Here is a 20,737-nt window from a genome sequence, read left to right on the forward strand (position 1 = left end):
TCGATAAAGGCCTGTGTTGATATTGCCAAGTTGCTTTTGCCCGTCGCTCGGGTATCCAGTGTTAACGATTTGGATGCCTCGCCTGAAAGGCTTTCGCTGTCCTTGAGAATTTATCGCTAACACTGTCTGGGCCTATCACCAGTTCAACATGAGCACTGCCGACGTCAAAGACCTGCTTGCAGAACGGGGTGTGATTTCCATCAGGGAAGTGATCGGACTCAGGTGCTACCGCTTTGGCCGGCGTTTTCCCAGACTGCATCAGGCGCGACCGGCCCGTACCGCGCGAGAAAATGGTACTTCAATGAGATGGTTATCTTGATCTGCGATAAGAGATATGGCTATGGCTGGTCATCGAAACGGATAAGAACGTGTCGGATATCCTCGGAAAATCCAGAGAATATGTCCCGGCGACAAAGCGCTTTCTGAACCGGTTGGTCCTGCTTTTTAGCCAACTCCGTGTTGGGATAACGGACAAACTGCGTAGCTTTATCAAACCATTAAAGGCACTGTCACCCACCACGGATCATCGGGTTCAAAAAGAGTTTTAGCAACTCAGTTGAGGTTTCGCACAGGTACCTTGAAAACAAAATGATTCCTGGTCGCTTCAAATTTTCGTGGCAAGACCCAAAGTTCCTCACCGTTCACGATCAGGTCGATCTAATCTTTCACCCTCGTCGCTATAAATTTTCCGCTGTCATATTTCGCTAAACCCGATCAGATGTTTTTTAGCCTGTGGGCAGACTACACCTTGGAAATGGCGGCTAGGTCGCCGTTCAATCGGTTTAATAGCACAAAGCTTAAATAACTTGGCGATACCATCCCACCTCATTTGCCCTTCTCCACCATTTCTACAAAGCCGACTGCTGCAGGGGAAGACGTTGCATGGGGATGCACAGCGAGGCCGACGGTGCGCTTTCTGGCCGGATTTGGTGATTTGTCCGCTTTTAGAGATTTTGTGCCAGTTGGCCACCTGATCTAAGAGAGGATCTGGCTCACACTGTTGGCTTGATTATGCTGCGGAATAGCTGTGAAGCAGGCGCCGGGTTTCGATGGCCCTTCGTTCGATCCTTTCTCTTTGTTTCAGAATGACTTGGCCGCGCCCGAAGAAGACGTCAGCGGGAATTATTGCTATCGACAAGAGTGGTGCGAACACTGTGGGAATCAAAGCAGTCAACAAAATGCTAAAGGGCTTTGGCTGCCCGACCCCGATTCAGATGATCCGGCGGAAACTTTTCAATAACTTGGTTGAGCAAGATCACCGCTTTATCAAACGACGGATACGGCCGGTACATGGCTTTAAGTCCTTTGTTCCCGTATCCGCGACGTTGGATGGATTCGAAGTAACTCAGATGGTCTGTAAAGGCCAGATCGGAGGCCGAGTCTGTCCGTTCGAGCAGTTTGCTCAGTTGGCGGCTTGAGACCTAAAACCTTTCCGCGAAGTTCCTTCTTCAGGTATATTGCGGTGGATCCCCATCACCGACAAACAAGCCGGATCACTTAGTTGAGGCAAATGGGTTCGTTATCACGCGGTGTGATTGGGCGGTTTCAGACCGGAAATAATCCAGACAACCGTCTATAAAGGCCTGCGTCAGCATTCTGAGCTGGCCGGGCAAATAACCGATAACAAGATCGAGCGTCCGATCCGGCGGATCTTTTAATGGAATGCAGCTGATCTCCGAACCATAATAAGTCAAATTGACATTGGGCCGCATGTTCAGAACCGAATACCCCACTCCCGCAGCCACCAGAGAACGGACAGCTTCTACGCTGGAGGCCCCGACAATTACGTTCGGACTTACGCCAAATCGCTTCAACATCGAAGTATAATATTCAAGTGTGGCTGGTAGATTCAGAATAATGAAATTCTCGCCATCCAATTCGGAAAACCGGACGCTTTCGTTTGAGGAGAACCTGCTGATCTTGGGGGCCACCAAATAGGGTGGAATCGACAAAAGCGGTTGCCACGAAATTTCGGGGCGAACTGCATAATCTTGAAAGATGGCCACATCGAATGAACCGTCAAGGAGACCGTTTTGGGCTTGCTCGTTATTGCAGTCTACCAGGTCGATCTGAACGCCATCGCTTTGTTGAAGAAGGGGACGGATGATTGATGGCAAAAAGGCAGGGCCGACAGGTGCAAAATACCCGACCTTCAGATTGCCGCGAAATGGTGCGCCCAACCTATCATTACCACTTGAGAAAAGATCGAATTCCTCAAGTAGGCGCTTGGCCCTGGCCAGAACCTCGCGCCCAGCCGGCGTCATTGTGATCCCCTTGGCGCGCTGACGGAAAATGAGCTGGGTGCCGAACTCTTCTTCGAGGGTCGAGATCGCAACAGAAATGGCAGAGTTGGAAATCCTAAGTTGATGGGCTGCTTTTGTCAGACTGCCCAGCTCACATGCGGTGGTGAAGTAGCGTATGGCCTTAATGGATACATTCATCGGATTTTTCGACATTAATTCGCAGTTTTATACATTTTTCTAAATAGCTTGTCGAGTGCTAGAAGCTTCAAAGAAGATCAGCGGCTACATCCAGGAGGTTGTCGTGGCAACAGAACCTAATAACACTTTGTCCAGGTTGGATGCTAAGCATCATATCCATGGCAATACGGACCCCCATCAGGTGGCCGAGAACGGTGCGATGATCGTGACCGGTGGGCGGGGCATCCGCATCACCGACGATAACGGCGACAGCTATATTGAAGGGCTGGCAGGGCTTTGGTGCGCCTCGCTAGGCTTTAATGAGGAGCGCTTGGTCAAAGCGGCCGAAATGCAGATGCGCGAGTTACCGTATTATCACGGCTTTTTTGGGCGCGCACCGGTGCCGACGGTCAAGTTGGCGCAGCGGCTGGCTGAGATCACACCCAATGGCATTGAGAAGTTTTTTTTCGCCTGCTCAGGATCGGAAGCGATTGATACTGCGATCAAGATGATCTGGTACTACAACAACGCAATCGGGCGGCCGAAGAAAAAGAAGATGATCTCGCGCCTGAACTCCTATCACGGTGTGACCGTTGCGGGGGCCAGCATGACTCGGATTAAGATCAATCAGGACGGATTCGACATTCCCATTGATGGTTTTCTTCAAGTGTCCTGCCCGCATTATTATCGTTTTGGCAAGGACGGCGAGACCGAAGAAGAGTTCTCGGCGCGTCTGGCAGCAGAGCTGGAACAGACCATCCTGGAAGAAGGCCCCGATACGATTGCGGCATTCTTTGCCGAACCAGTGCAGGGTGCGGGCGGTGTAATACCTCCTTCGAAAGGGTATTTCGACCTGATCCAGCCGATTCTTAAGAAATATGACATCCTGCTGGTCGTGGACGAGGTGATCTGTGGTTTTGGTCGCACCGGCAATATGTTCGGTGCGAACACCTACGGGTTGAAGCCCGATCTGATGACCATGGCCAAGAGCCTGTCGGCCGGCTATCAGCCGATCTCGGCCGTGGGTGTGACCAACGAGGTTTTCGAAGGTATCGAAAAGCTTGCGGGCGAGAAGGGCGTCTTTGGCCACGGCTTTACCTATGGCGGCCATCCGGTGGCGGCGGCGGTGGCGCTGGAAACTCTGAAAATCTATCGCGAGCGTGACACCATCGGTCATGTACAGCGCGTCGCGCCCAAATTTCAAACCCGCCTGAAGGCACTGTCGGATCACCCGCTGGTGGGGGAGACGCGCGGCGTCGGCCTGCTGGGCGCCGTCGAAATGGTGGCCAACAAGAAGACCAAGGACAAATTCGACCCCGCCATGGGCATGGGGGCCAGGGTTTTTTCCGAGACCAGGAAGAACGGCCTTTTGTTCCGCAATGCTGGTGACACGCTTTTGTTCTCGCCGCCGCTGATCATCAATGAAAGCGAGATCGACGAGCTGTTCGACATTCTTGAAAATGCGTTGAACACCGTTGCGGCGCAGGCATTGGCTTAATCCAAACCCTGACTGGAGGGACAGAATGAACCAAGACGTCAAACTGTTTATCGACGGAGCTTGGGTGGATGCTTCGGACGGCGGCACTCAGGATTTGGTGAATCCTTCGAACGGAGAGCTGATCGGCCAGGTCGCCGTCGCCACACCCGACGATATCGAGCGCGCGCTGCACGCTGCAAAAAAGGGGTTCGCCATCTGGCGCAAGACCTCGGCCTGGGACCGGGCGGCGGTCCTGCGCAAGGCGGCGCAATTGATCGACGCGCGTCAGGAAGAGATGGCGCGGCTGTTGACGCGCGAGCAGGGCAAGCCCCTGGCCGAAGCACGCGGCGAGTTGAGCCGCTGCGCTGAGACCTTCGAATGGTGCGCCGCCGAGGCAATCCGGTCCTATGGGCGGGTCTATCCGCAGCGCGCCGCCTCGAGCCGTCAGATGACGGTGAAGGAACCGGTTGGTCCGGTTGCCGCCTTTACCCCGTGGAATTTCCCGGTGGTGCTGAGCTGCCGAAAATTGGCAGCGGCCCTGGGGGCGGGATGCTCGATTATTCTCAACCCCGCAGATGAGGCCCCAAGCGGGGTGTCGGGCGTCATTCAGGCTCTCCACGAGGCGGGTGTGCCCGCTGGTGTTATTGGCCAGTTGACAGGCAACCCGGCGCAACTGTCGGAAACGCAGGTCAATTCTCCGGTCATCGCAAAGGTCTCTCTGACCGGTTCAATCCGGGTGGGCAAACTACTAAGTTCGATGGCTGGGGCGCAGTTGAAACCGGTGACGATGGAACTGGGTGGCCACGCGCCGGTCGTGGTGTTCGACGATGCCAATATCCAACGCGCCGCCGCCCTGACCGCCGGATTCAAATACCGCAACGCCGGGCAGGTCTGCCTGGGCGTCAGTCGCATCTACGTGCAGGAAGGCTGCTTCGAGCAATTCTATGAAGCTTTCGCCAAACATGTCGAGGCAATTCGCATGGGTGACGGGATGGACCCGGAAACCACCATGGGACCGATGGCTAATGAACGCCGCGTCGAGGCAATGGAGCAGATCGTGGCGGATGCAATCGCGCAAGGAGCAACGGTCACCCATGGCGGCAAGCGCGGCGCACAGGGCTGCTATTTCGAGCCGACACTGCTGCGCGACGTGCCTGACAACTCGGTCCTGATGACCGAGGAGCCGTTCGGCCCGGTCGCACCTGTCGTGTCCTTCAGCACCTATGACGAGGTTGTCGAGCGCGCCAACGCATTGCCCTATGGGCTAGCCGCTTATGCGTTCACCAGTTCGCTGAAGACTGCAACCGATATCGCCGACGATTTCGAGGCGGGCTGGGTCGGCGTTAACGAATTCACTCCTGCCCTGGCCGAGGCGCCGTTCTGCGGGTTCAAAGACAGCGGGTTGGGTGCTGAAGGTGGCCCGGAAGGGTTTGACGCCTATTTGACAACGAAATTCGTTAGCCAGCTTGGCCTGTAATCTCCCAAACTTGTCCCCGCAGCACCGGTTGCGGGGATTTTTTTGGCCCCTGAGACACCGGCGGCTATCCGAGTTATGCGGATTTCTGTTGAAACGTTGAATTTCACCAACCGGCAGGCAAACTCTACTTCATCGGTTTTTCGAAACAAAATTAGCGATATTTTGTTTTTTTTATTTGTTTTGACGCGGTGCTAAGGTTTTTGCGCATTCAAATGCGCGGGCGGTTCACGTCTGGATCCCGCCTATCCAACAAGGGAGAAGAAAATGAAGAAGATAGTTTGCGGCGTGCTGACCTCGGCGCTGACGATTTGCACAGCGGTAAATACCGCCCTTGCCGCAGATGAGATCACGGTGGCTTACTTCTTGGAATGGCCGATGCCTTTCCAATATGCGAAGGTCAACGGAACCTATGAGGAAGAGCTTGGTGTCAAGATCAACTGGGTTTCCTTCGATACCGGAACTGCAATGTCGGCGGCGATGGCATCAGGTGACGTGCAGATTGCCGTTAGCCAAGGTGTACCGCCCTTCGTGGTGACCACTTCGGCAGGTCAAGACCTGCAGATCGTTGATGTGGCGGTCAGCTATTCCGACAATGACAACTGCGTTGCGGCCGAAGCGCTGGAAATCGACAGGGACAACGTCGAGGAACTTAACGGCAAGAAAGTCGGTGTGCCGATCGGAACCGCGGCCCATTTCGGCTTCTTGTCGCAGATGGCGCACTTCGGAGTTGATGTCAGCACAATGGAAATCGTCGACATGGCACCGGCCGACGGCGCCGCTGCTTTTGCCCAGGGTAATCTCGACATGGTTTGCGGTTGGGGCGGAGCGCTGCGACGGATGATGGAGCACGGGAACATCCTTCTGACCGGCGCAGAAAAGGAAGAGCTGGGTATCCTGGTGTTTGACGTCACCAGCGCCCCAGCAAGCTTTATCGAGGCGGAAGGCGACTTGCTATCCAAATTTCTGAAGGTCACCGCCGATGCTAACGAGCAGTGGAAATCTGGCTCCAAGAACGACGAAATGTTGCCGGTCATCGCCCAGGATGCCGGAATGGACGTCAGCGAAACCGAAGCGACAATGGCCACGTTCACCTTCCCATCCGTTGAAGAACAGCTTTCCGACAAATGGCTTGGCGGTGGCGCACAAAGCTTCATGAAGGGTGTCGCCGACGTCTTCGTGTCTGCGGGCAGCATTGAATCGGCTCTGAGTTCATATGATGCAGCGGTAAACTCTGGTCCGCTTTCTGCGTCGCAGGATTGAACTCGATCAAATCACTATGGCGATCGGCTCGTTTTCCCGGGCCGTTCCCATATTTCTGTTAGCAGGAAGGAAGCAGGATGTCGGGATTGGACATTAAAGACCTGTCCATGCGCTTTGATCTGCCCAATGGCACATCGGTTCAGGCGCTTCAGGATGTGTCGCTCAGCCTGAAGGACGGCGAGTTGTTGTCCGTTTTGGGGCCGTCGGGATGCGGTAAGACGACATTACTAAACATCGTTGCCGGATTCTTGGCGCCGACCTCGGGCACCATCGAAATGAATGGGCATTTGGTGAAAGGTCCGGATGCTGAGCGTGGCATGGTATTCCAAAAAGGCGCGCTGTTTGAATGGATGAGCGTGCGGGAAAACGTCGACTTCGGCCCGCTCATGAAGGGTATGGCAAAGGAAGAACGGGTCAAGATTTCGGACCATCTGTTGGAAATTGTCGGCTTGCAGGATTTCAAGGACAAGGCGGTCTACGAATTGTCCGGGGGGATGCAGCAGCGTGTCGCGCTGGCACGTTGTTTGGCCAATGAGCCGGATGTCATCCTGATGGATGAACCGCTGGGTGCGCTGGATGCGCTTACACGGGAAAAGATGCAGGGCCTGGTCCTGAAGCTTTGGAAAGAAACCAGCAAGACCATCATTTTAATTACCCACTCGGTCGAAGAAGCTTTGTTGCTAGGTGAGCGTCTGATCGTGATGGCGCCGCGACCTGGACGTATTCATCGCGAATACAATTTGCCTTTTGCTGAGAGGGGGGTGAACGCGGACTTGCGAGACGTCAAGAAGTCGGAAGGTTTCGCGGAAACTCGTGACGAAATCTTGTCGATGATCTGGGAGATGGAGGAGGAAATCATGGGGCGCACGGAGCAGGTTACATGATTGTACTACTGTTTTACCTGGGACTATTCGCGGGCGCTTTTTTCATCGTTCACTTCCTGCGAAAGGGGTTGGAGAACCGTCACGACTTCATCAGTCTAAAAACGGTGACCTTTGGTGACGAAAGTGCCGTGCGGGCAGATCGGGCAGCGTCGATCATATCAATCATAGTGATCTTTGTGATCTGGGGGGCATTCACCGGATCGAAGATTAGCCCGATACACGTTCCAGGCCCGTTTGTTGGCGAGACTCAATTCACCTATACGGTAGAAGCCGCCGACGGTTCGACCGATGACGCTACAGTTTTCGTTCGCGTCCCGGAATTCGGTGGGGAGGTCGAAAAATTCGAAGCCGAACCGGGTTCGGGGGTTGCCAAGGATGATGCCATTGTTGCGGCCCCGGGGCGCGCGTCGACCATTCTGTTTGACAAAAATGACGAGGTCACGCGCAAGGAAGGAGCCAAGATCGTTGCTATCAACGGCAATCTTATCGGACCTGACACCACGGTCGATACGGGTGACGGCAAAGTCAGTCTGACCAAAAAGGGGGCGATAAGCTTTACCCCTAACCAGGGTTTGCAGATGAACCCGATCTGGTTGCCTGCGCCGGAAACAGTAGTATCCCGGTTCTTTGAGATCGCAAACGAAGGTTATCAGAACTTTTCTTTGTGGCAGCATCTAGGCTGGTCGCTCTTGCGGGTGGTAGCGGGTTTTGTGGCCGGCGCAGCGGTCGGCATCCCGCTTGGATACGCCATGGGTCTTTCGGGGTGGTTCCGCGGCTGGTTTGACCCGATCGTCGAATTCATGCGGCCGGTGCCACCGCTGGCCTTGATCCCGCTGGTGATTATCTGGTTCGGCATCTGGGAAACCGGCAAGATCGTTTTGCTGTTCTTGGCAGCGCTCTGGATCATGGCCATCGCCGCGCGGGCCGGTGTGTCGGGTGTGAACATCTCGAAAATCCACGCGGCTTATTCGCTCGGTGCTTCAAAATGGCAGATCATGCGATATGTGATCGTCCCGAACTCGCTGCCCGAGATCTTCACTGGAGCAAGGGTTGCAATGGGGGTCTGCTGGGGCACCGTGGTAGCGGCTGAACTGGTTGCCGCCCAAAAAGGCGCGGGCATGATGATCATCGCGGCCTCCAAGTTTCAGCTGACCGATATCGTCATCATGGGGATCATCCTGATCGGCATCATCGGCTATGGCATCGACATTCTTATGCGCAAAGCTGAAGACTATCTGGTGCCCTGGAAAGGAAAAAGCTGAGTTCTGGCCGGTTATTTCAAGAAAGCGCCCGGAGGAACCCCCGGGCTCTTTGCTGGTTTGGTGGTTGGGTCACAAACGTTCTGAAGGACCGAATATATCGAAAACCAAGAAGATCTAGGTGACTGCGCAAGGAATTGATAATCTACGTAGGTTGTCAGACCATTAAATGCCGCGCGTCACAAAAGGATTGATGTATTTTGGTGCGATTAGGCGCACCGAATGCCCCGGTGGTTTAAATTCTCGCCGCCAATAATGGCTCACGGAACAAACCTCCATCGCTACGGTGCACACCGGTAGTTCAGCAACGAACGATAGAAGTTTTTTTGCTGGAGATATCATCCGGCTGCTCGGCGCCCTAGACCGGATCGTGGACGGCGAGGATGAAGATCCGAGCTAAATGTTTAGGGATCTGCTACGTGACGCTAACAATGAGTTGGCCGAGCTGGACAAACGTAGCATTGGCTATGACCGACGGATCAGGAACCTCTTCCGTTCAAACGAGATGTGCCGACGCACCGGCAAGATTGAGCGGAGGGAAGGCCCGCTTGTTCTCGGCATCAGCAAACGTAGCGACCGATACCTGCGTACCTTGCTGACACACACGGCGCGCATGCTGATCTTAGAAAAGCAGAGGAACGGCGGATCCGAATATGAATGGATCAGACGGACGCGTGAACGGCAGTACCCGAACGTGGTTGCCGTGGCGCTGGCGAACAAGAACCCCAGGAAAGCCCGGTCAGCTTTATCCAGCGAGGAACCTTGTCATTCTGCCGTGGCGACCTGAAATTGCGGGGAAAACCGAACGAAGGAGATCGCGAGCAGGAGCATTGCGGCAATCTGCCAGGAGATGGAAAAGGGCCATGCCCGTTGCTTCTTGCGCTTGATGTGTGGACCGGCAGGGTTAGCACCGATGCCTTGGGGCGACGAGGGACAAGCAAGCGGAAATCCGTTGGGGCTCGCGGCAAAGACATATAGGGCTGTCTCAAGAAGCCGGATGTTCGTGGTGATGGAACAGGTCGATAGCGTCTTTGTAGGATTTGCGGCGAACGTTCGAAGAACCGGGCCGAATATCTCCTCCTTCCAGATCGTCATGTCCGAAGTGAAATCGACGATCGACGTCCCGCCGATGAAGTAGTTGGCCTCGAAACCTGATGCTTGTCACTGGAAACCGCGCCCATTGACGAGGGTGATGGCACCTTTCGCCTCTCCCTTTTGATGTGAACCGGTGACTCTCGCAGGATGCTTTGCCGTGATCAAAGGCCCATGTCAGAGGTTCGATCAGTTGTTCAGCGCGTTGATACGAGGTGTTAGTGTTTCGATCAGAGCATCCGCAACTTCGTTAGTAACAGGCACGACTACTGAGATGGCCGTTCAACGTTCACCGGCCTGACCGCGACAAATGCCTCCGCGCTCTTGCTTTCGTTCTCGTTCAGCGGTGCGCTCCAGCGAATTCGACGCCCTCTAACCCCCGTGTGACCTCACCCAAGGCGTTATCATGTTCTGCGGCCAGCTTTTCAGTCAGTCAGGAGATTTCGGTGTCCAAGTCGGAATAATTCGGGGTGAACGATCGCTGGAAAAGTTGCACGTGCCTAGTAACGAACTGGTACGCTCGAGGATTTTGCGCGGCCCCCTCCAAGCAAATAGTAGTGTTCGAAGTATTGCTGAGCGTAAGACAAACTTACAAGAAGTGTTACAATTAATCGCTTTTTGTTACCGTCGTTTACGATTAGCTATAATACACGTCAATAAACAACGCCAGATATCGATGGGGTGCGGAACGTGGCAGAAGCCAAAAAGAGTTTGAACGTCTCGGTCTGGCGCGGCGATTCAGAGGGTGGGGGCTATCAAGATTTCGAGGTGCCCACGCAAGATAGCCAAACGGTTCTGGACGTCGTTGCCTGGATTCAACAAAACAGTGATCCGTCTGTCTCGTATCGGTATGCGTGCAGGGTCGGGATGTGTGGATCCTGCGCCATGATGGTCAATGATGAACCGCGCTGGACCTGCCGAACCCATGTCAAAAAAGTTCTCAACGGGGACAGCATAAGGATTGCACCGCTGCGCAATTTACCTGTGATCAAGGATCTGGCAGCGGACATGGATCCTTTTTTCGACAAATGGGTCAAAGCTGGCGGGGTTTTTCACCCCACCCGAAACCGGCAGGAACCGGTCGAGGAAATCAGCCCGCAGGACGCGTCCCGCCAGAACGCCGATGCGGGTATCGAATGCATCAACTGCGCGGTCTGCTATGCGTCCTGCGATGTTGTGGCAGCAAACCCCGATTATCTGGGACCGGCGGCGCTCAACCGAGCGTGGACGCTGTTTAATGATGCCAAGGATGGCGCAAAGCAGCCCATTCTGGATGCCGTCAGCCAGAATGGCGGCTGCCATAACTGCCATTCGATGGGCAATTGCGCGCATTTCTGCCCGAATGAACTCAGCCCGATGAATTCGATTGCCGGGCTGAAACGCGCTACGACGCGCGCCTTCTTCCGGCGGGAGGACTGAACGATGCTGGGGTTGAAGCTCTATCTTTTGCAAAGGCTGTCGGCGCTAGTCATGGCGCCGCTGGTTCTGGTCCATATCATCGTCATGATCATCGCGATCCAAAACGGGCTGACTGCGGACGAAATTCTGTCGCGCACGCAGGGTAGTTTTGGCTGGGCGCTGTTTTACGGCACATTCGTCGTTGCTGTGGCCATCCATGCCGCCATTGGATTGCGTGTTATCGTGTTCGAGACATTCGGCCTTGGCAGCAGCACTCTGAACACGCTGACCTGGCTGATCTTTCTGGGCCTGTTTTTTATGGGTGCCCAAGCCGTCTGGTCGGTTACTTCGGGAGGCATAGCATGATCCGCCCGCATCGTTCGCACCCGTTGTGGTACGCTTTCTTTCTTCACAGGTTGTCCGGTCTGGTGCTGGCGCTGTTTCTGCCCGCGCATTTCTGGGTTTTGTCCCTTGCGCTGACCAATAAAGAGCGTCTGGATGGACTCTTCTATCTGACCGAAAATACCCTGGTCAAACTGGCCGAGTTCGGACTGGTGTTCCTGTTGGCTGTACATGTCTTTGGCGGATTGCGGTTGCTGGCGCTGGAGTTGCTGCCCTGGACCTCGCAACAGAAGACGCTCGCGGCGGCAGCGGTGGGCGTATCCATTCTGATTTCCGGAACCTTTTTCTTGCAGGCGGTGTAAGATATGCCACTTAAAAGCGATATCGACCGACACGACACGGACATCCTGATCCTTGGTACCGGCGGGGCGGGGTTGTTCGCGGCACTGCATGCCCAGCAATCGGCGCCTCAGGGGACGAAAATCACTATTGCGGTCAAAGGTCTGATCGGCAAATGCGGTTGCACGCGGATGGTTCAGGGCGGCTACAATGTGGCTCTAGGACCCGGTGATTCCGTCGAGCGCCACTTCATGGATACGATCGTGGGCGGGAAGTGGCTGCCCAATCAGGACATGGCGTGGAAGCTGTGCGAACAGGCGGTTGTCCGGGTGCGTGAGCTTGAAAACGAGGTTGGGTGTTTCTTTGACCGCAATACCGACGGATCACTGCATCACAAGGCGTTTGCAGGGCAAACCGCCGACCGCACGGTTCACAAGGGCGATCTGACCGGGATCGAAATCATCAACAGGCTGATGGAACAGGTCCTGTCGCGGCAGTTGGAAAAGCTGCAGGAACACCGTGCTATCGCGCTTATCCCGACGAAAGACGGAACAGCCCTATCCGGTGTTCTCTTCATCGACATGCGCACCGGCAGGTTCCGGTTCGTGCGGGCCAAAACGGTGCTGATGGCGACCGGCGGCGGGCCGACAATGTACAAGTATCACACGCCATCAGGCGACAAGACCATGGATGGTCTGGCCATGGCGCTGCGCGCAGGGTTGAAGCTGCGCGACATGGAGATGGTTCAGTTCCATCCGACCGGACTGTTGGGCGGTGAAGGCACCAAGATGACCGGCACCGTGTTGGAGGAAGGCCTGCGCGGCGCGGGCGGTCAGTTGCTGAACGGATCCGAGCAGCGGTTCATGTTCGACTATGACGAACGCGGCGAGCGGGCAACCCGCGATGTCGTGAGCCGTGGGATCTATGCCGAGATGCGCAAGAACAATTCGTCTCCGAATGGTGGCGTGTTCATTTCGATGTCGCATCTGGGGGTCGAAAACGTCCGAACCAAATTCACCGGCATGGTGAAACGCTGCGCCGACTGCGGGTTCGACCTGGCGGGCGGCAAGGTCGAAGTGGTTCCGACTGCGCATTACTTCATGGGCGGTGTGGTGGTCGATCCGGACACGCGGACAGAGATGGAGGGCCTGTACATTGCCGGTGAAGACGCCGGTGGCGCACATGGGTCGAACCGTCTGGGTGGCAACGGCGTTGCGAATTCGACCGTCTATGGCGGAGTGGCCGGAGACGTTATGGGTGCCGATATCCGCAGGATGGGTCCGCTGCGCGACCCCGACGAAGACCTGCTGACCGCCGAGTTGATCCGGGCGGAACACCCGTTTGCCAAGCCGGCGAGCAACATTCAGGCGCTTCGGACCAAACTTCAGGATGCCATGTGGGAAGACGTCGGTGTGATGCGTACGGAAACCGGGCTGAACCGCGGGCTGCAACGGATCGACGAGATCAGCGCAGAGTTGATGGAAAGTGGCGTCGCCGACGACAACCGCTCCTTCAACCTAACCTGGCATGACTGGCTGAACATGCGCAGCTTGTGCGACATCTCGGAAGTGATTACCGAAGCGGCGCTGGCCCGCGAAAACTCTCGCGGCGCCCATTTCCGCGAGGATTTCCCCGATCAGGGCGATTTGGAAACGTCATACTTTACCGTAGCCCGAAAATCAGGCGACGCGGTGAAGGTGGTACGTGAAGACGTGCAATTCACCATCGTGAAGCCGGGGGAAACCGTTCTATCCGAAGACGAACCCGAAACCCTGGTTGCGGCCCCGCCGGAACCACCTGAAAACCCGCAAGAGGCCGCACAATGATATCGATCGACCTCATCGAGAAAACTGCCGAAACCCTGATGGACAAAGCCGCTGTGGAAATCCCTGAGGATTACCTGTCCGGGCTCAAAACGGCAGCAGACACCGAGAGCGGTGATTTGGCTTCGTTTGTGCTGCAGGCGATGCTGGAAAACTACGAAGTCGCCAAGGAAGACGGGCGTGCCATGTGCGGCGACACTGGTACACCGCGTTGGTACGTCAAGATGAGCAATTCGGTCACGATTGACGGTGGTCCCATTGCCCTCGAGGCCGCCTTGAGGCGGGCGACAGCAAACCGCACCGTGGGCCTGCCTATGCGACCCAATCGCGTGCACCCGTTGTGGCGCACGGATCACGACAACAATGTGGGTATCGGAGCCCCTGAGATCGAATATGGCTTTGAGCCTGAACCCGACGGGGAATGGATCGACTTGATCACGGTGCATAAGGGCGGGCTGTTTGGGACGGACTACAGAATGCTGTTTCCGTCGGATGGCATTCAGGGGATCAAACGTTTCTATCTCGACAGTCTGGTCGCTTTCGGCAAACGCGGTCTGGCCTGTCAACCCGCCATCATCGGCATCGGTCTAGGCGGGTGCAAGGACACTTGCATGGTTCTGGGTAAACGCGCGGCCTGCCTGCGCACGGTTGGATCGCGCAACGCCGACCCGAAAATCGCAGAGCTCGAAGACGAGCTGAAGGAAATGGGCAACAATATCGGCATGGGCGCAATGGGCTTTGTCGGAAAGAACATGGTCATCGAATGCAATATCGAGGTCGGCTACTGCCATACCGGCGGCATGCAGATGAGCGTTCATGCCTTTTGCCTCAGTTCGCGCCGCGCCGTTGCGCGCATCTGGTCCGACGGGCGGGTCGAGTATCGCACGGACCCCGATTGGTTCACCAACTATCAACGCAGGGAGACTGTGGAATGGGAAGGCCTGCAAAGCCACGCGAAATCCGCCTGAGTACGACGCCGTCCCGGGAAGACCTGGCCGCGTTGCGGCTGGGCGATATCGTCTATCTCGACGGGTTGATCTATACGGCGCGCGAAGGCGTTTATATCCGCGCACTGGAAAAGAAGGCGAATATTCCAATGCAGCTGCCACAGGCGAGCGCAGCCAATTTTCATTGCTCGCCAGCGGCATCGATCAACCCCGACGGCACGTTCAACCTGGGCGCGGTAACGGCCACGGCCTCGTTCCGGTTTGCAAAATGGCTGAGCGAGTGGATGGACAAATCCGGCGCCCGGATCATCATCGGCAAGGGCGGCATGACGCGCCAGCACTATCAGGACATCTTTGTCCCGCATGGCGCGATCTACCTCAGCACTGTCGGCTACGGCACCGGCGCCCTGCTGGGCCGCGGCGTAAAGCGTGTTGTCGATATCCACTGGGAAAAGGAAGTGGGCCTTGCTCAGGCGATGTGGGTGCTGGAGGCCGAAAAGATGGGGCCGTTCATCGTTGCATCCGACATGGACGGCAATTGCTTGTTTGAACGCGAAAACGAGAAGATCGCGGAAAACCTTGCGGCGGTTTACGAGGGAACGAAACCAGCCGTGCTGAAGCGTTTCGGCGAAACAGACGATCGTAAAGACGAACTGATCGGATGACCGTCATTTCAGGCCTGAAGGTCACCCGGGAAACACGAACACTATTTCCCGGGCTACTCATCGCGTTGGTTGTCGGCATGGCCGCCAAATTCCTGTCCGAGCATTACGGCGCGCCAGTCATGCTGCTGGCATTGCTATTGGGTATCGCGTTCAGCTTTTTGAGCGAAGATGACACACGCTGCGCGCCGGGGATCGAGTTTGCTGCAAAAAAGGTTCTGCGCTTTGGCGTCGCCCTTCTGGGGCTCGGCATCACGGTGCAACAGGTCATCGCATTGGGCGGCGGTGTTGTCGCTATTACCATCGTGGGTGTACTGGTGACGTTGTTGGCGGGTCTGGTGTTCTCCCGCGCTTTCGGGCGCCGCTCCCGGTTCGGAGTGCTGACCGGAGGCGCGGTGGCAATCTGCGGCGCCTCCGCGGCACTGGCCATATCCTCGGTCCTGCCCAATTACGCCAACAAAGAGCGTGATACGGTTTTTACCGTGATCGCCGTGACCACACTCAGCACCGTTGCAATGATTGCCTATCCGATCCTGACCGACCTGATCGGCCTGACGGATCGCGAGGCGGGGATATTCCTGGGCGCTACAATTCACGATGTCGCGCAGGTAGTCGGGGCCGGTTACAGTATCTCGGAAGAAGCCGGTGACATCGCCACCATCGTCAAACTGCTGCGCGTGGCACTTCTGGTTCCAATTGTGCTAACCATCTCATTCTTTTTTGCAGCAACCGGTGCAGAAACCAGAAAGAGCGGCCTTCCGATGCCGCTATTCGTCATCGGCTTTGCCGCGCTGGTGCTGATTGGCTCTTACGGTCTAGTGCCGCAGGCGCTGTCCGATCTGGTGCTGGAGTTTTCCCGCTGGTGTCTGATCACCGCGATTTCCGCGCTCGGCATGAAAACTTCCCTGAAGAAACTGGCCGATGTCGGCGGATCGGCAATCGGGTTGCTGTGTATCCTGACCGTTCTTCTGGCGGTACTTCTTCTGGTCCTGATCCTGACCATGAACATCTGAATACCGGAGCTATGAAATGTTTGTCGACCAACGCACCTATACGCTGAAAAACGGCAATGTCCCCGCCTTCCTAAAACTTTACGAAGCCGAGGGGATGGAAGTTCAGGTCCGCATTCTCGGAAAAATGGTAGGGTATTACTTCACCGATATCGGCCCGCTGAATCAGATCGTTCACATGTGGGGCTACGACAGCATGGATGACCGTTGGGAGCGGCGCAAAGCCCTGCTGGCCAACGACGAGTGGCAGGCCTACGCCGTGCAGATGCGCCCGCTTGTCGACAATATCGAAAACAAGATCCTGATCCCGGCACCGTTCTTCATGGTCCCTTGAAGTACTTATCCCGGTGCACGATTGGCGTTGTTGATCGTGCCATTGCAAGGAAGCGAAAGGCTCGCAGACGCTTGATTCCGAAACGGTCACTCGGAGCGTTCCGTTGCTGCGCCAAGTGTCGGCTTCGCCGGATCGGTGATTGGATATTGATCGCGTATGTGGGCCGGCGCGCGGGCGAATTCCGCAGGTATCCGGGTGCAGCCCGCCCTCTGGCATACCGGGCCAGAAATTCCGGATGGCGGCTTCGAATGGTTCCGGTGCGGCATCGTGTCGATAGTCGATGGAACCGGTAACCGGAAAGCTGAGGCTCGGCCCGAACCGGGCCTGCCCGGCGGTATCTCTTAGGGCATGCACGCCGGAAGACCCCGGTTGCGAAACCGGATATATCAGCCGCTCGAACGGCGCGCGCCTCGATGCCAGCGAGAAATAACATGCCTTTGCATAAGTTTGATGCGGAACGTACGCTGCCGGATACCCGAGCAGGTTGCGCGCCACATGCAATGGGCCCAGGCCCGCGGCGTTGAACATGTTGCGGCAGCCTAGAGTCATTCCATTCTCGCTGCCGACATGCAGGATGAAACCACCATCTGTCGCCTCGGCGGCATCAAGCGGCGCGTTAAAGGCAAACGTCGCGCCCTGCGCCTGCGCCTCGCTCTGCAAGGCGGTCATGAAGGATGGTGCATCCAGAACAACGGTCGACGGCGACAAAAGAGCACCAGCGCATCGTAGTTAAGGCTCTAGCGCGACAACTTCCTGCTGCGAAAGAAGGTGCAGATCGTCCAGACCGTTTCGCTCCCCCTGCGTTTTCAGCGTTGCAAGGGATGCCAGTTGCCGGTCATCGGACGCGATAACTTGCTTTCCGCATCGCACGTAATCGAGATGCCGCGTGCCGCAGAAATCGAAGACCATGCGCTGCCCGACCGCGCAAAGCGTCGCCTTCAGCGTTCCGGGCGTGTTGAGCCAACCCGCGTGCAAGACCTGGGAATTGCGCGCGCTCGTGTGGTGAAAACCGGAATCCTCTGCCTCAAGCACCGGTATCTCGCGTCCCGAACGGGCAAGCCTTCGTGCGATCGCCAGTCCGACGACGCCGCTGCCGACAACGACTGACTGATCCTGATCCTCGGACATTGGTTTCTGCATCATTGTCTCGCTAGTCAATAAGACCCATTTGAGTCGCCGTCACGGGGCTACACGAATTCCTTCACAACGATTGCCGCGCCCGAAATGAACATCATGATGATCAGCAATCTTCGGAACTGGGCATCGGTCAGCTTTTTGAATGTAAACAGCCCGATCTGAGCGGCAATCATCGCGGCCGGAAGTGAAATTGCCAGGTAGGTCAGGGTTTCGATCGTGTACGCCCCGCCAATTGCCAGCAGTACCGCTGAAATCCCCAGAACGGCTATATTGAACGGCTGGAGAATTGCTCGGCTTTTTTCTTTCGGCCAGTCCCGCATCGACAACCACATCGTTGGCAATGCGCCAGACAATCCCGAGATTGCACCCAATATCCCGCCAAAGAACCCAAGACAGCTATCCATTATGGGCGTCGCACGGGTTATGTTGGGTAGGTCACGCCGAAAGATGAAAAATCCGCCATATAGCAGCATGAACCCTGCAATCACAATCTTGAGCGTTTTTCCATCTATCGCATCCAGTAGTTGCAGGCCGATGGGTATGCCAAAAAACGCAGGAACCAGGAACATCGCCAACGCGCGCGGACTGATGGACTTCCGCACCAATATCGCCCCCTGAATTCCTGTGAAGACAGACGCGACTAGTGACATAGCAACCGCCTGCATCGGGGGCATGACCTGCAGCCACCATCCCAACGCGAAAAGGGATGTGCCAAACCCGGCCAGACCATTGATAAAACCACCGCTCATAGCGCCGGCAACTACAACCGGGAGCACCTCTGGTGTCATAGATGAAAATCTCCTGTAGGGATTAAGCGTTACCGCTTTCGCTGGTTCCGGCCACAAGGCAAGCCTTATCAAAAACTGCATCAAGGACCTTGGGTTTGATATTGTCGTCACGCGACAGCAACCCAAGTGTTCGTGGCGGGGGCGAGGGTTCGAGAGGCAGGACGGTCAATGGGTACTGTACCGCAGGTGGAACGCAAAGACTGGGACAAATCGAGACGCCCAAACCTTCATGGACCATGCTGCCAATGTCATCCAGCGTTTCCAGTTCCATACTTTCCTCAACATCAAAATCCTGTTTTTGCAACCAGTTATCGATCATTCCCCCAACGACTGCTTTTCTGGAGAACCGGATGTACGGGTTGGACTGAAGTAACTCGACCGCATTGTCGCAATCGGTCCCCGGCGCGGCGATCAACACCATTGGTTCGGTCGCGATTTCGCGCCAGACGTGTTTTCTGGGAATGACGGGCGGTTGAGTCAGAATCGCTGCGTCGATGACACCCCGTTCGACCTGCCCAACTAGTTCGATCGTCAGACCCGGAACAATCCTGACATGCAGATCCGGGTACTCATCTTTCAGATGCCGGAGCATCAAGGGAACCAGTCCGGCAATGGTTGTTGGTACTGCGCCAAGAGACAGTTCACCTTTGAAACCGCCATCGCTCAAGACCGAGCTGACAATGCCTTCATAGGCAGCAACAACTTCGCGTGCTCGTGCCACTAAGGCACGCCCGACCGGGGTTAATTCTGGTGTACGTGAAGATCGGTCAAAAAGATTGACGTCCCATTCCTCCTCCAGCGCTTTCATTTGTAGGCTTACTGCCGCGTGGGTCACGTGCACAGCCGCGGCGGCGGCCGTAAAACTGCGGTGTTCGGCCACGGCAATCAGGGTTTTCAGATTTCTAATGGACATCCGGAACTGTAACTTTCACTTACATTTTTTGTTAGTATTCGTCACTTTTATAAAAATATTCTTACTGGTAGATTTTGTCAACGCGATGGGTCGGATCGTTTCACGGTTCACCGTTGAATACTCCAAGCGTCGCTAGCCATTCTGGGAGGAAGACATGATGTTACTGAAATTGACCGCCGCAATGGGCTTTACAGCTGCACTTGTTGCCAATGCAGCCCTTGCTGAAGATTACCCCGCCCGACCCATCAACATGATCATACCTTACGGTCCCGGAGGCGCCACAGACATATCGGCCCGCACCCTGGCGGAACCACTTGGTAACTCGGTAGGTAAACCGCTGGTTATGGTAAATCAGGCAGGGGCAGGCGGCGCAACGGGTTCGGTCGCAGTTCAGAATGCAAAACCGGATGGGTACACGCTCCTCTTTGCGCGTGTCGGATCTCATACTGTAAGCCCCGCGATGAAAGCCACTCTGCCGTATACTCTTGACGATTTTCGGTTCGTCGGTGTCTACGAAATCAACCCGGTGGCCTGCGTTGTAGATGCCAAATCGGACATCACGTCCATTGACGATCTGATAGCCAAGGTGAAAGCAGGGGACAACGTAACCTTCAGTTCGTCCGGTGTCGGATCTCTGCAGCATCTTGCCGGTGCAATGGTTCTGAAAACCTTCGGAGTCGAAGAACCCCTGAAACAGGCAACCCATATTCCTCTGAAAGGTGGTGGGGCGGCTGCGACTGCGATTTTGACCGGCACTGCAACCTTCCTTTGCCAGAACTCTTCGTCCGTGGCGAGTTTTGTAGAAAACGGACAAATGCGCCCGATTTTGGTTACAACCGCAGACCCGGTGGCTGGCTTTGATGCACCGACTTCGACCGATATGGGAAAGCCCGAACTACAGCAGTTGGTTGGCTGGACAGGCATCGCTGGCCCATCTGACCTGCCCGATGACATTGCATCCACGTGGGGTGACTTCCTTGCAGCCGCGATCGAAGATCCGGCGTTCAAGGAAAAAATGGAAGCCCGAGGATCGGTTATCAATCTGATGACGCCTGAGGAAAGCCAGGAGTTCATCGTGAATCAGTACAGCGTTTTTCGCGGCCTGGTCGATGACCTCGGCATGAGGATTGAAGGCTGATCGCGTGTTTACGCAAAACTGAAAACGAACAAATGCC

At 55.8% G+C, this 20,737-nt stretch carries 19 protein-coding genes and 3 pseudogenes; 17 read left to right on the forward strand and 5 right to left on the reverse strand.

All coding sequences use genetic code 11. The annotated features are described in order from the left end of the window. Window positions 1-112 precede the first annotated feature (112 nt). A pseudogene (locus AC2TDA_RS16855) lies at window positions 113-805 on the forward strand (DDE-type integrase/transposase/recombinase). Window positions 806-1,124: 319 nt separating this feature from the next. Beyond that, window positions 1,125-1,418, forward strand: a pseudogene (locus tag AC2TDA_RS16860) (DDE-type integrase/transposase/recombinase); the annotation flags it as partial. Window positions 1,419-1,493: 75 nt separating this feature from the next. On the opposite strand, the gene AC2TDA_RS16865 reads toward AC2TDA_RS16860, so the two are convergent. Then, the gene (locus tag AC2TDA_RS16865) at window positions 1,494-2,456 is read right to left on the reverse strand and encodes a LysR family transcriptional regulator (RefSeq protein ID WP_480879879.1); all 963 of its coding nucleotides are present in this window, start codon (window positions 2,454-2,456) and stop codon (window positions 1,494-1,496) included. Between the two features lie 88 nt (window positions 2,457-2,544). Between AC2TDA_RS16865 and AC2TDA_RS16870 the strand changes: the two genes are divergently transcribed. The 6 genes from AC2TDA_RS16870 to AC2TDA_RS16895 all read left to right on the forward strand — a co-directional run bounded on the left by AC2TDA_RS16870 (window position 2,545) and on the right by AC2TDA_RS16895 (window position 9,564). Then, the gene (locus AC2TDA_RS16870; RefSeq protein ID WP_480849913.1) at window positions 2,545-3,918 is read left to right on the forward strand and encodes an aminotransferase; all 1,374 of its coding nucleotides are present in this window, start codon (window positions 2,545-2,547) and stop codon (window positions 3,916-3,918) included. Window positions 3,919-3,943: 25 nt separating this feature from the next. Then, entirely contained in the window at window positions 3,944-5,374 is a 1,431-nt protein-coding gene (locus AC2TDA_RS16875) for an NAD-dependent succinate-semialdehyde dehydrogenase (protein ID WP_480879880.1), read from the forward strand. Window positions 5,375-5,638: 264 nt separating this feature from the next. Beyond that, complete coding sequence (locus AC2TDA_RS16880; RefSeq protein ID WP_480879881.1) at window positions 5,639-6,634, forward strand: taurine ABC transporter substrate-binding protein; 996 nt, start codon at window positions 5,639-5,641, stop codon at window positions 6,632-6,634. Between the two features lie 77 nt (window positions 6,635-6,711). After that, on the forward strand, window positions 6,712-7,518 hold the full coding sequence (locus AC2TDA_RS16885) for a taurine ABC transporter ATP-binding protein (protein ID WP_480879882.1): 807 nt from the start codon (window positions 6,712-6,714) through the stop codon (window positions 7,516-7,518). Next, window positions 7,515-8,780 carry an ABC transporter permease gene (locus tag AC2TDA_RS16890; RefSeq protein ID WP_480879884.1) on the forward strand — a complete coding sequence of 422 codons (1,266 nt, stop codon included), beginning with the start codon at window positions 7,515-7,517 and terminating at the stop codon, window positions 8,778-8,780. Before AC2TDA_RS16885 ends, AC2TDA_RS16890 begins: the two co-directional genes overlap by 4 nt. Before the next feature lie 397 nt (window positions 8,781-9,177). After that, the gene (locus tag AC2TDA_RS16895) at window positions 9,178-9,564 is read left to right on the forward strand and encodes a hypothetical protein (protein ID WP_480879886.1); all 387 of its coding nucleotides are present in this window, start codon (window positions 9,178-9,180) and stop codon (window positions 9,562-9,564) included. Here AC2TDA_RS16895 and AC2TDA_RS16900 read toward each other — a convergent pair. Further along, a complete protein-coding gene (locus tag AC2TDA_RS16900) occupies window positions 9,543-9,908 on the reverse strand; it encodes a hypothetical protein (RefSeq protein ID WP_480880111.1) in 366 nt (121 codons plus the stop codon). The two genes, AC2TDA_RS16895 and AC2TDA_RS16900, sit on opposite strands and share 22 nt — an antisense overlap. A gap of 651 nt (window positions 9,909-10,559) precedes the next feature. On the opposite strand from AC2TDA_RS16900, the gene AC2TDA_RS16905 reads away from it, so the two are divergent. The 8 genes from AC2TDA_RS16905 to AC2TDA_RS16940 are packed head-to-tail and all read left to right on the forward strand — an operon-like array spanning window position 10,560 to window position 16,724. Continuing rightward, window positions 10,560-11,288 carry a succinate dehydrogenase/fumarate reductase iron-sulfur subunit gene (locus AC2TDA_RS16905; protein ID WP_480879887.1) on the forward strand — a complete coding sequence of 243 codons (729 nt, stop codon included), beginning with the start codon at window positions 10,560-10,562 and terminating at the stop codon, window positions 11,286-11,288. Window positions 11,289-11,291: 3 nt separating this feature from the next. Beyond that, entirely contained in the window at window positions 11,292-11,633 is a 342-nt protein-coding gene (locus AC2TDA_RS16910; protein WP_480879888.1) for a succinate dehydrogenase, read from the forward strand. Further along, complete coding sequence (sdhC, locus tag AC2TDA_RS16915; protein WP_480879889.1) at window positions 11,630-11,971, forward strand: succinate dehydrogenase, cytochrome b556 subunit; 342 nt, start codon at window positions 11,630-11,632, stop codon at window positions 11,969-11,971. The genes AC2TDA_RS16910 and sdhC overlap by 4 nt, the downstream gene beginning before the upstream one ends. A gap of 3 nt (window positions 11,972-11,974) precedes the next feature. Then, the gene (locus AC2TDA_RS16920) at window positions 11,975-13,774 is read left to right on the forward strand and encodes an L-aspartate oxidase (RefSeq protein WP_480849894.1); all 1,800 of its coding nucleotides are present in this window, start codon (window positions 11,975-11,977) and stop codon (window positions 13,772-13,774) included. Then, a complete protein-coding gene (locus AC2TDA_RS16925; protein WP_480879890.1) occupies window positions 13,771-14,739 on the forward strand; it encodes a fumarate hydratase in 969 nt (322 codons plus the stop codon). Before AC2TDA_RS16920 ends, AC2TDA_RS16925 begins: the two co-directional genes overlap by 4 nt. Next, complete coding sequence (locus AC2TDA_RS16930; RefSeq protein WP_480849890.1) at window positions 14,703-15,383, forward strand: fumarate hydratase C-terminal domain-containing protein; 681 nt, start codon at window positions 14,703-14,705, stop codon at window positions 15,381-15,383. Before AC2TDA_RS16925 ends, AC2TDA_RS16930 begins: the two co-directional genes overlap by 37 nt. Window positions 15,384-15,388: 5 nt before the next feature. Further along, window positions 15,389-16,393 carry a YeiH family protein gene (locus AC2TDA_RS16935; protein ID WP_480880113.1) on the forward strand — a complete coding sequence of 335 codons (1,005 nt, stop codon included), beginning with the start codon at window positions 15,389-15,391 and terminating at the stop codon, window positions 16,391-16,393. Window positions 16,394-16,409: 16 nt separating this feature from the next. Then, entirely contained in the window at window positions 16,410-16,724 is a 315-nt protein-coding gene (locus AC2TDA_RS16940) for an NIPSNAP family protein (protein WP_480879892.1), read from the forward strand. 150 nt (window positions 16,725-16,874) lie between these two features. On the opposite strand, the pseudogene AC2TDA_RS16945 reads toward AC2TDA_RS16940, so the two are convergent. The 3 genes and pseudogenes from AC2TDA_RS16945 to AC2TDA_RS16955 form a co-directional block, all read right to left on the reverse strand. Further along, window positions 16,875-17,867 (reverse strand): annotated as a pseudogene (locus tag AC2TDA_RS16945) (NAD(P)/FAD-dependent oxidoreductase); the annotation flags it as partial. Window positions 17,868-17,911: 44 nt separating this feature from the next. Continuing rightward, window positions 17,912-18,649: a sulfite exporter TauE/SafE family protein gene (locus AC2TDA_RS16950; RefSeq protein ID WP_480879893.1), complete on the reverse strand. Its 738-nt coding sequence runs from the start codon at window positions 18,647-18,649 to the stop codon at window positions 17,912-17,914. A 22-nt stretch (window positions 18,650-18,671) separates the two neighbouring features. Beyond that, complete coding sequence (locus AC2TDA_RS16955; protein WP_480849884.1) at window positions 18,672-19,562, reverse strand: LysR family transcriptional regulator; 891 nt, start codon at window positions 19,560-19,562, stop codon at window positions 18,672-18,674. A 154-nt stretch (window positions 19,563-19,716) separates the two neighbouring features. Here AC2TDA_RS16955 and AC2TDA_RS16960 point away from each other — a divergent pair, with 154 nt between their 5' ends. Further along, window positions 19,717-20,700, forward strand: a complete 984-nt coding sequence (locus AC2TDA_RS16960; RefSeq protein WP_480879894.1) for a Bug family tripartite tricarboxylate transporter substrate binding protein — start codon at window positions 19,717-19,719, stop codon at window positions 20,698-20,700. The last annotated feature ends 37 nt before the right edge of the window (window positions 20,701-20,737 follow it).

Source organism: Ruegeria sp. HKCCD6426 (genome assembly GCF_057221115.1).

What these genes read in the sequence shown, in the direction of transcription:
- AC2TDA_RS16930 (WP_480849890.1), top strand. Translation starts at nt 14,703, where the DNA reads ATGGGAAGGCCTGCAAAGCCACGCGAAATCCGCCTGAGTACGACGCCG.
- AC2TDA_RS16920 (WP_480849894.1), top strand. Translation starts at nt 11,975, where the DNA reads ATGCCACTTAAAAGCGATATCGACCGACACGACACGGACATCCTGATC.
- AC2TDA_RS16890 (WP_480879884.1), top strand. Translation starts at nt 7,515, where the DNA reads ATGATTGTACTACTGTTTTACCTGGGACTATTCGCGGGCGCTTTTTTC.
- AC2TDA_RS16940 (WP_480879892.1), top strand. Translation starts at nt 16,410, where the DNA reads ATGTTTGTCGACCAACGCACCTATACGCTGAAAAACGGCAATGTCCCC.
- AC2TDA_RS16955 (WP_480849884.1), bottom strand. Translation starts at nt 19,562, where the DNA reads ATGTCCATTAGAAATCTGAAAACCCTGATTGCCGTGGCCGAACACCGC.
- AC2TDA_RS16885 (WP_480879882.1), top strand. Translation starts at nt 6,712, where the DNA reads ATGTCGGGATTGGACATTAAAGACCTGTCCATGCGCTTTGATCTGCCC.
- AC2TDA_RS16875 (WP_480879880.1), top strand. Translation starts at nt 3,944, where the DNA reads ATGAACCAAGACGTCAAACTGTTTATCGACGGAGCTTGGGTGGATGCT.
- AC2TDA_RS16960 (WP_480879894.1), top strand. Translation starts at nt 19,717, where the DNA reads ATGATGTTACTGAAATTGACCGCCGCAATGGGCTTTACAGCTGCACTT.
- AC2TDA_RS16895 (WP_480879886.1), top strand. Translation starts at nt 9,178, where the DNA reads ATGTTTAGGGATCTGCTACGTGACGCTAACAATGAGTTGGCCGAGCTG.
- AC2TDA_RS16910 (WP_480879888.1), top strand. Translation starts at nt 11,292, where the DNA reads ATGCTGGGGTTGAAGCTCTATCTTTTGCAAAGGCTGTCGGCGCTAGTC.
- AC2TDA_RS16925 (WP_480879890.1), top strand. Translation starts at nt 13,771, where the DNA reads ATGATATCGATCGACCTCATCGAGAAAACTGCCGAAACCCTGATGGAC.
- sdhC (WP_480879889.1), top strand. Translation starts at nt 11,630, where the DNA reads ATGATCCGCCCGCATCGTTCGCACCCGTTGTGGTACGCTTTCTTTCTT.
- AC2TDA_RS16880 (WP_480879881.1), top strand. Translation starts at nt 5,639, where the DNA reads ATGAAGAAGATAGTTTGCGGCGTGCTGACCTCGGCGCTGACGATTTGC.
- AC2TDA_RS16950 (WP_480879893.1), bottom strand. Translation starts at nt 18,649, where the DNA reads ATGACACCAGAGGTGCTCCCGGTTGTAGTTGCCGGCGCTATGAGCGGT.
- AC2TDA_RS16865 (WP_480879879.1), bottom strand. Translation starts at nt 2,456, where the DNA reads ATGTCGAAAAATCCGATGAATGTATCCATTAAGGCCATACGCTACTTC.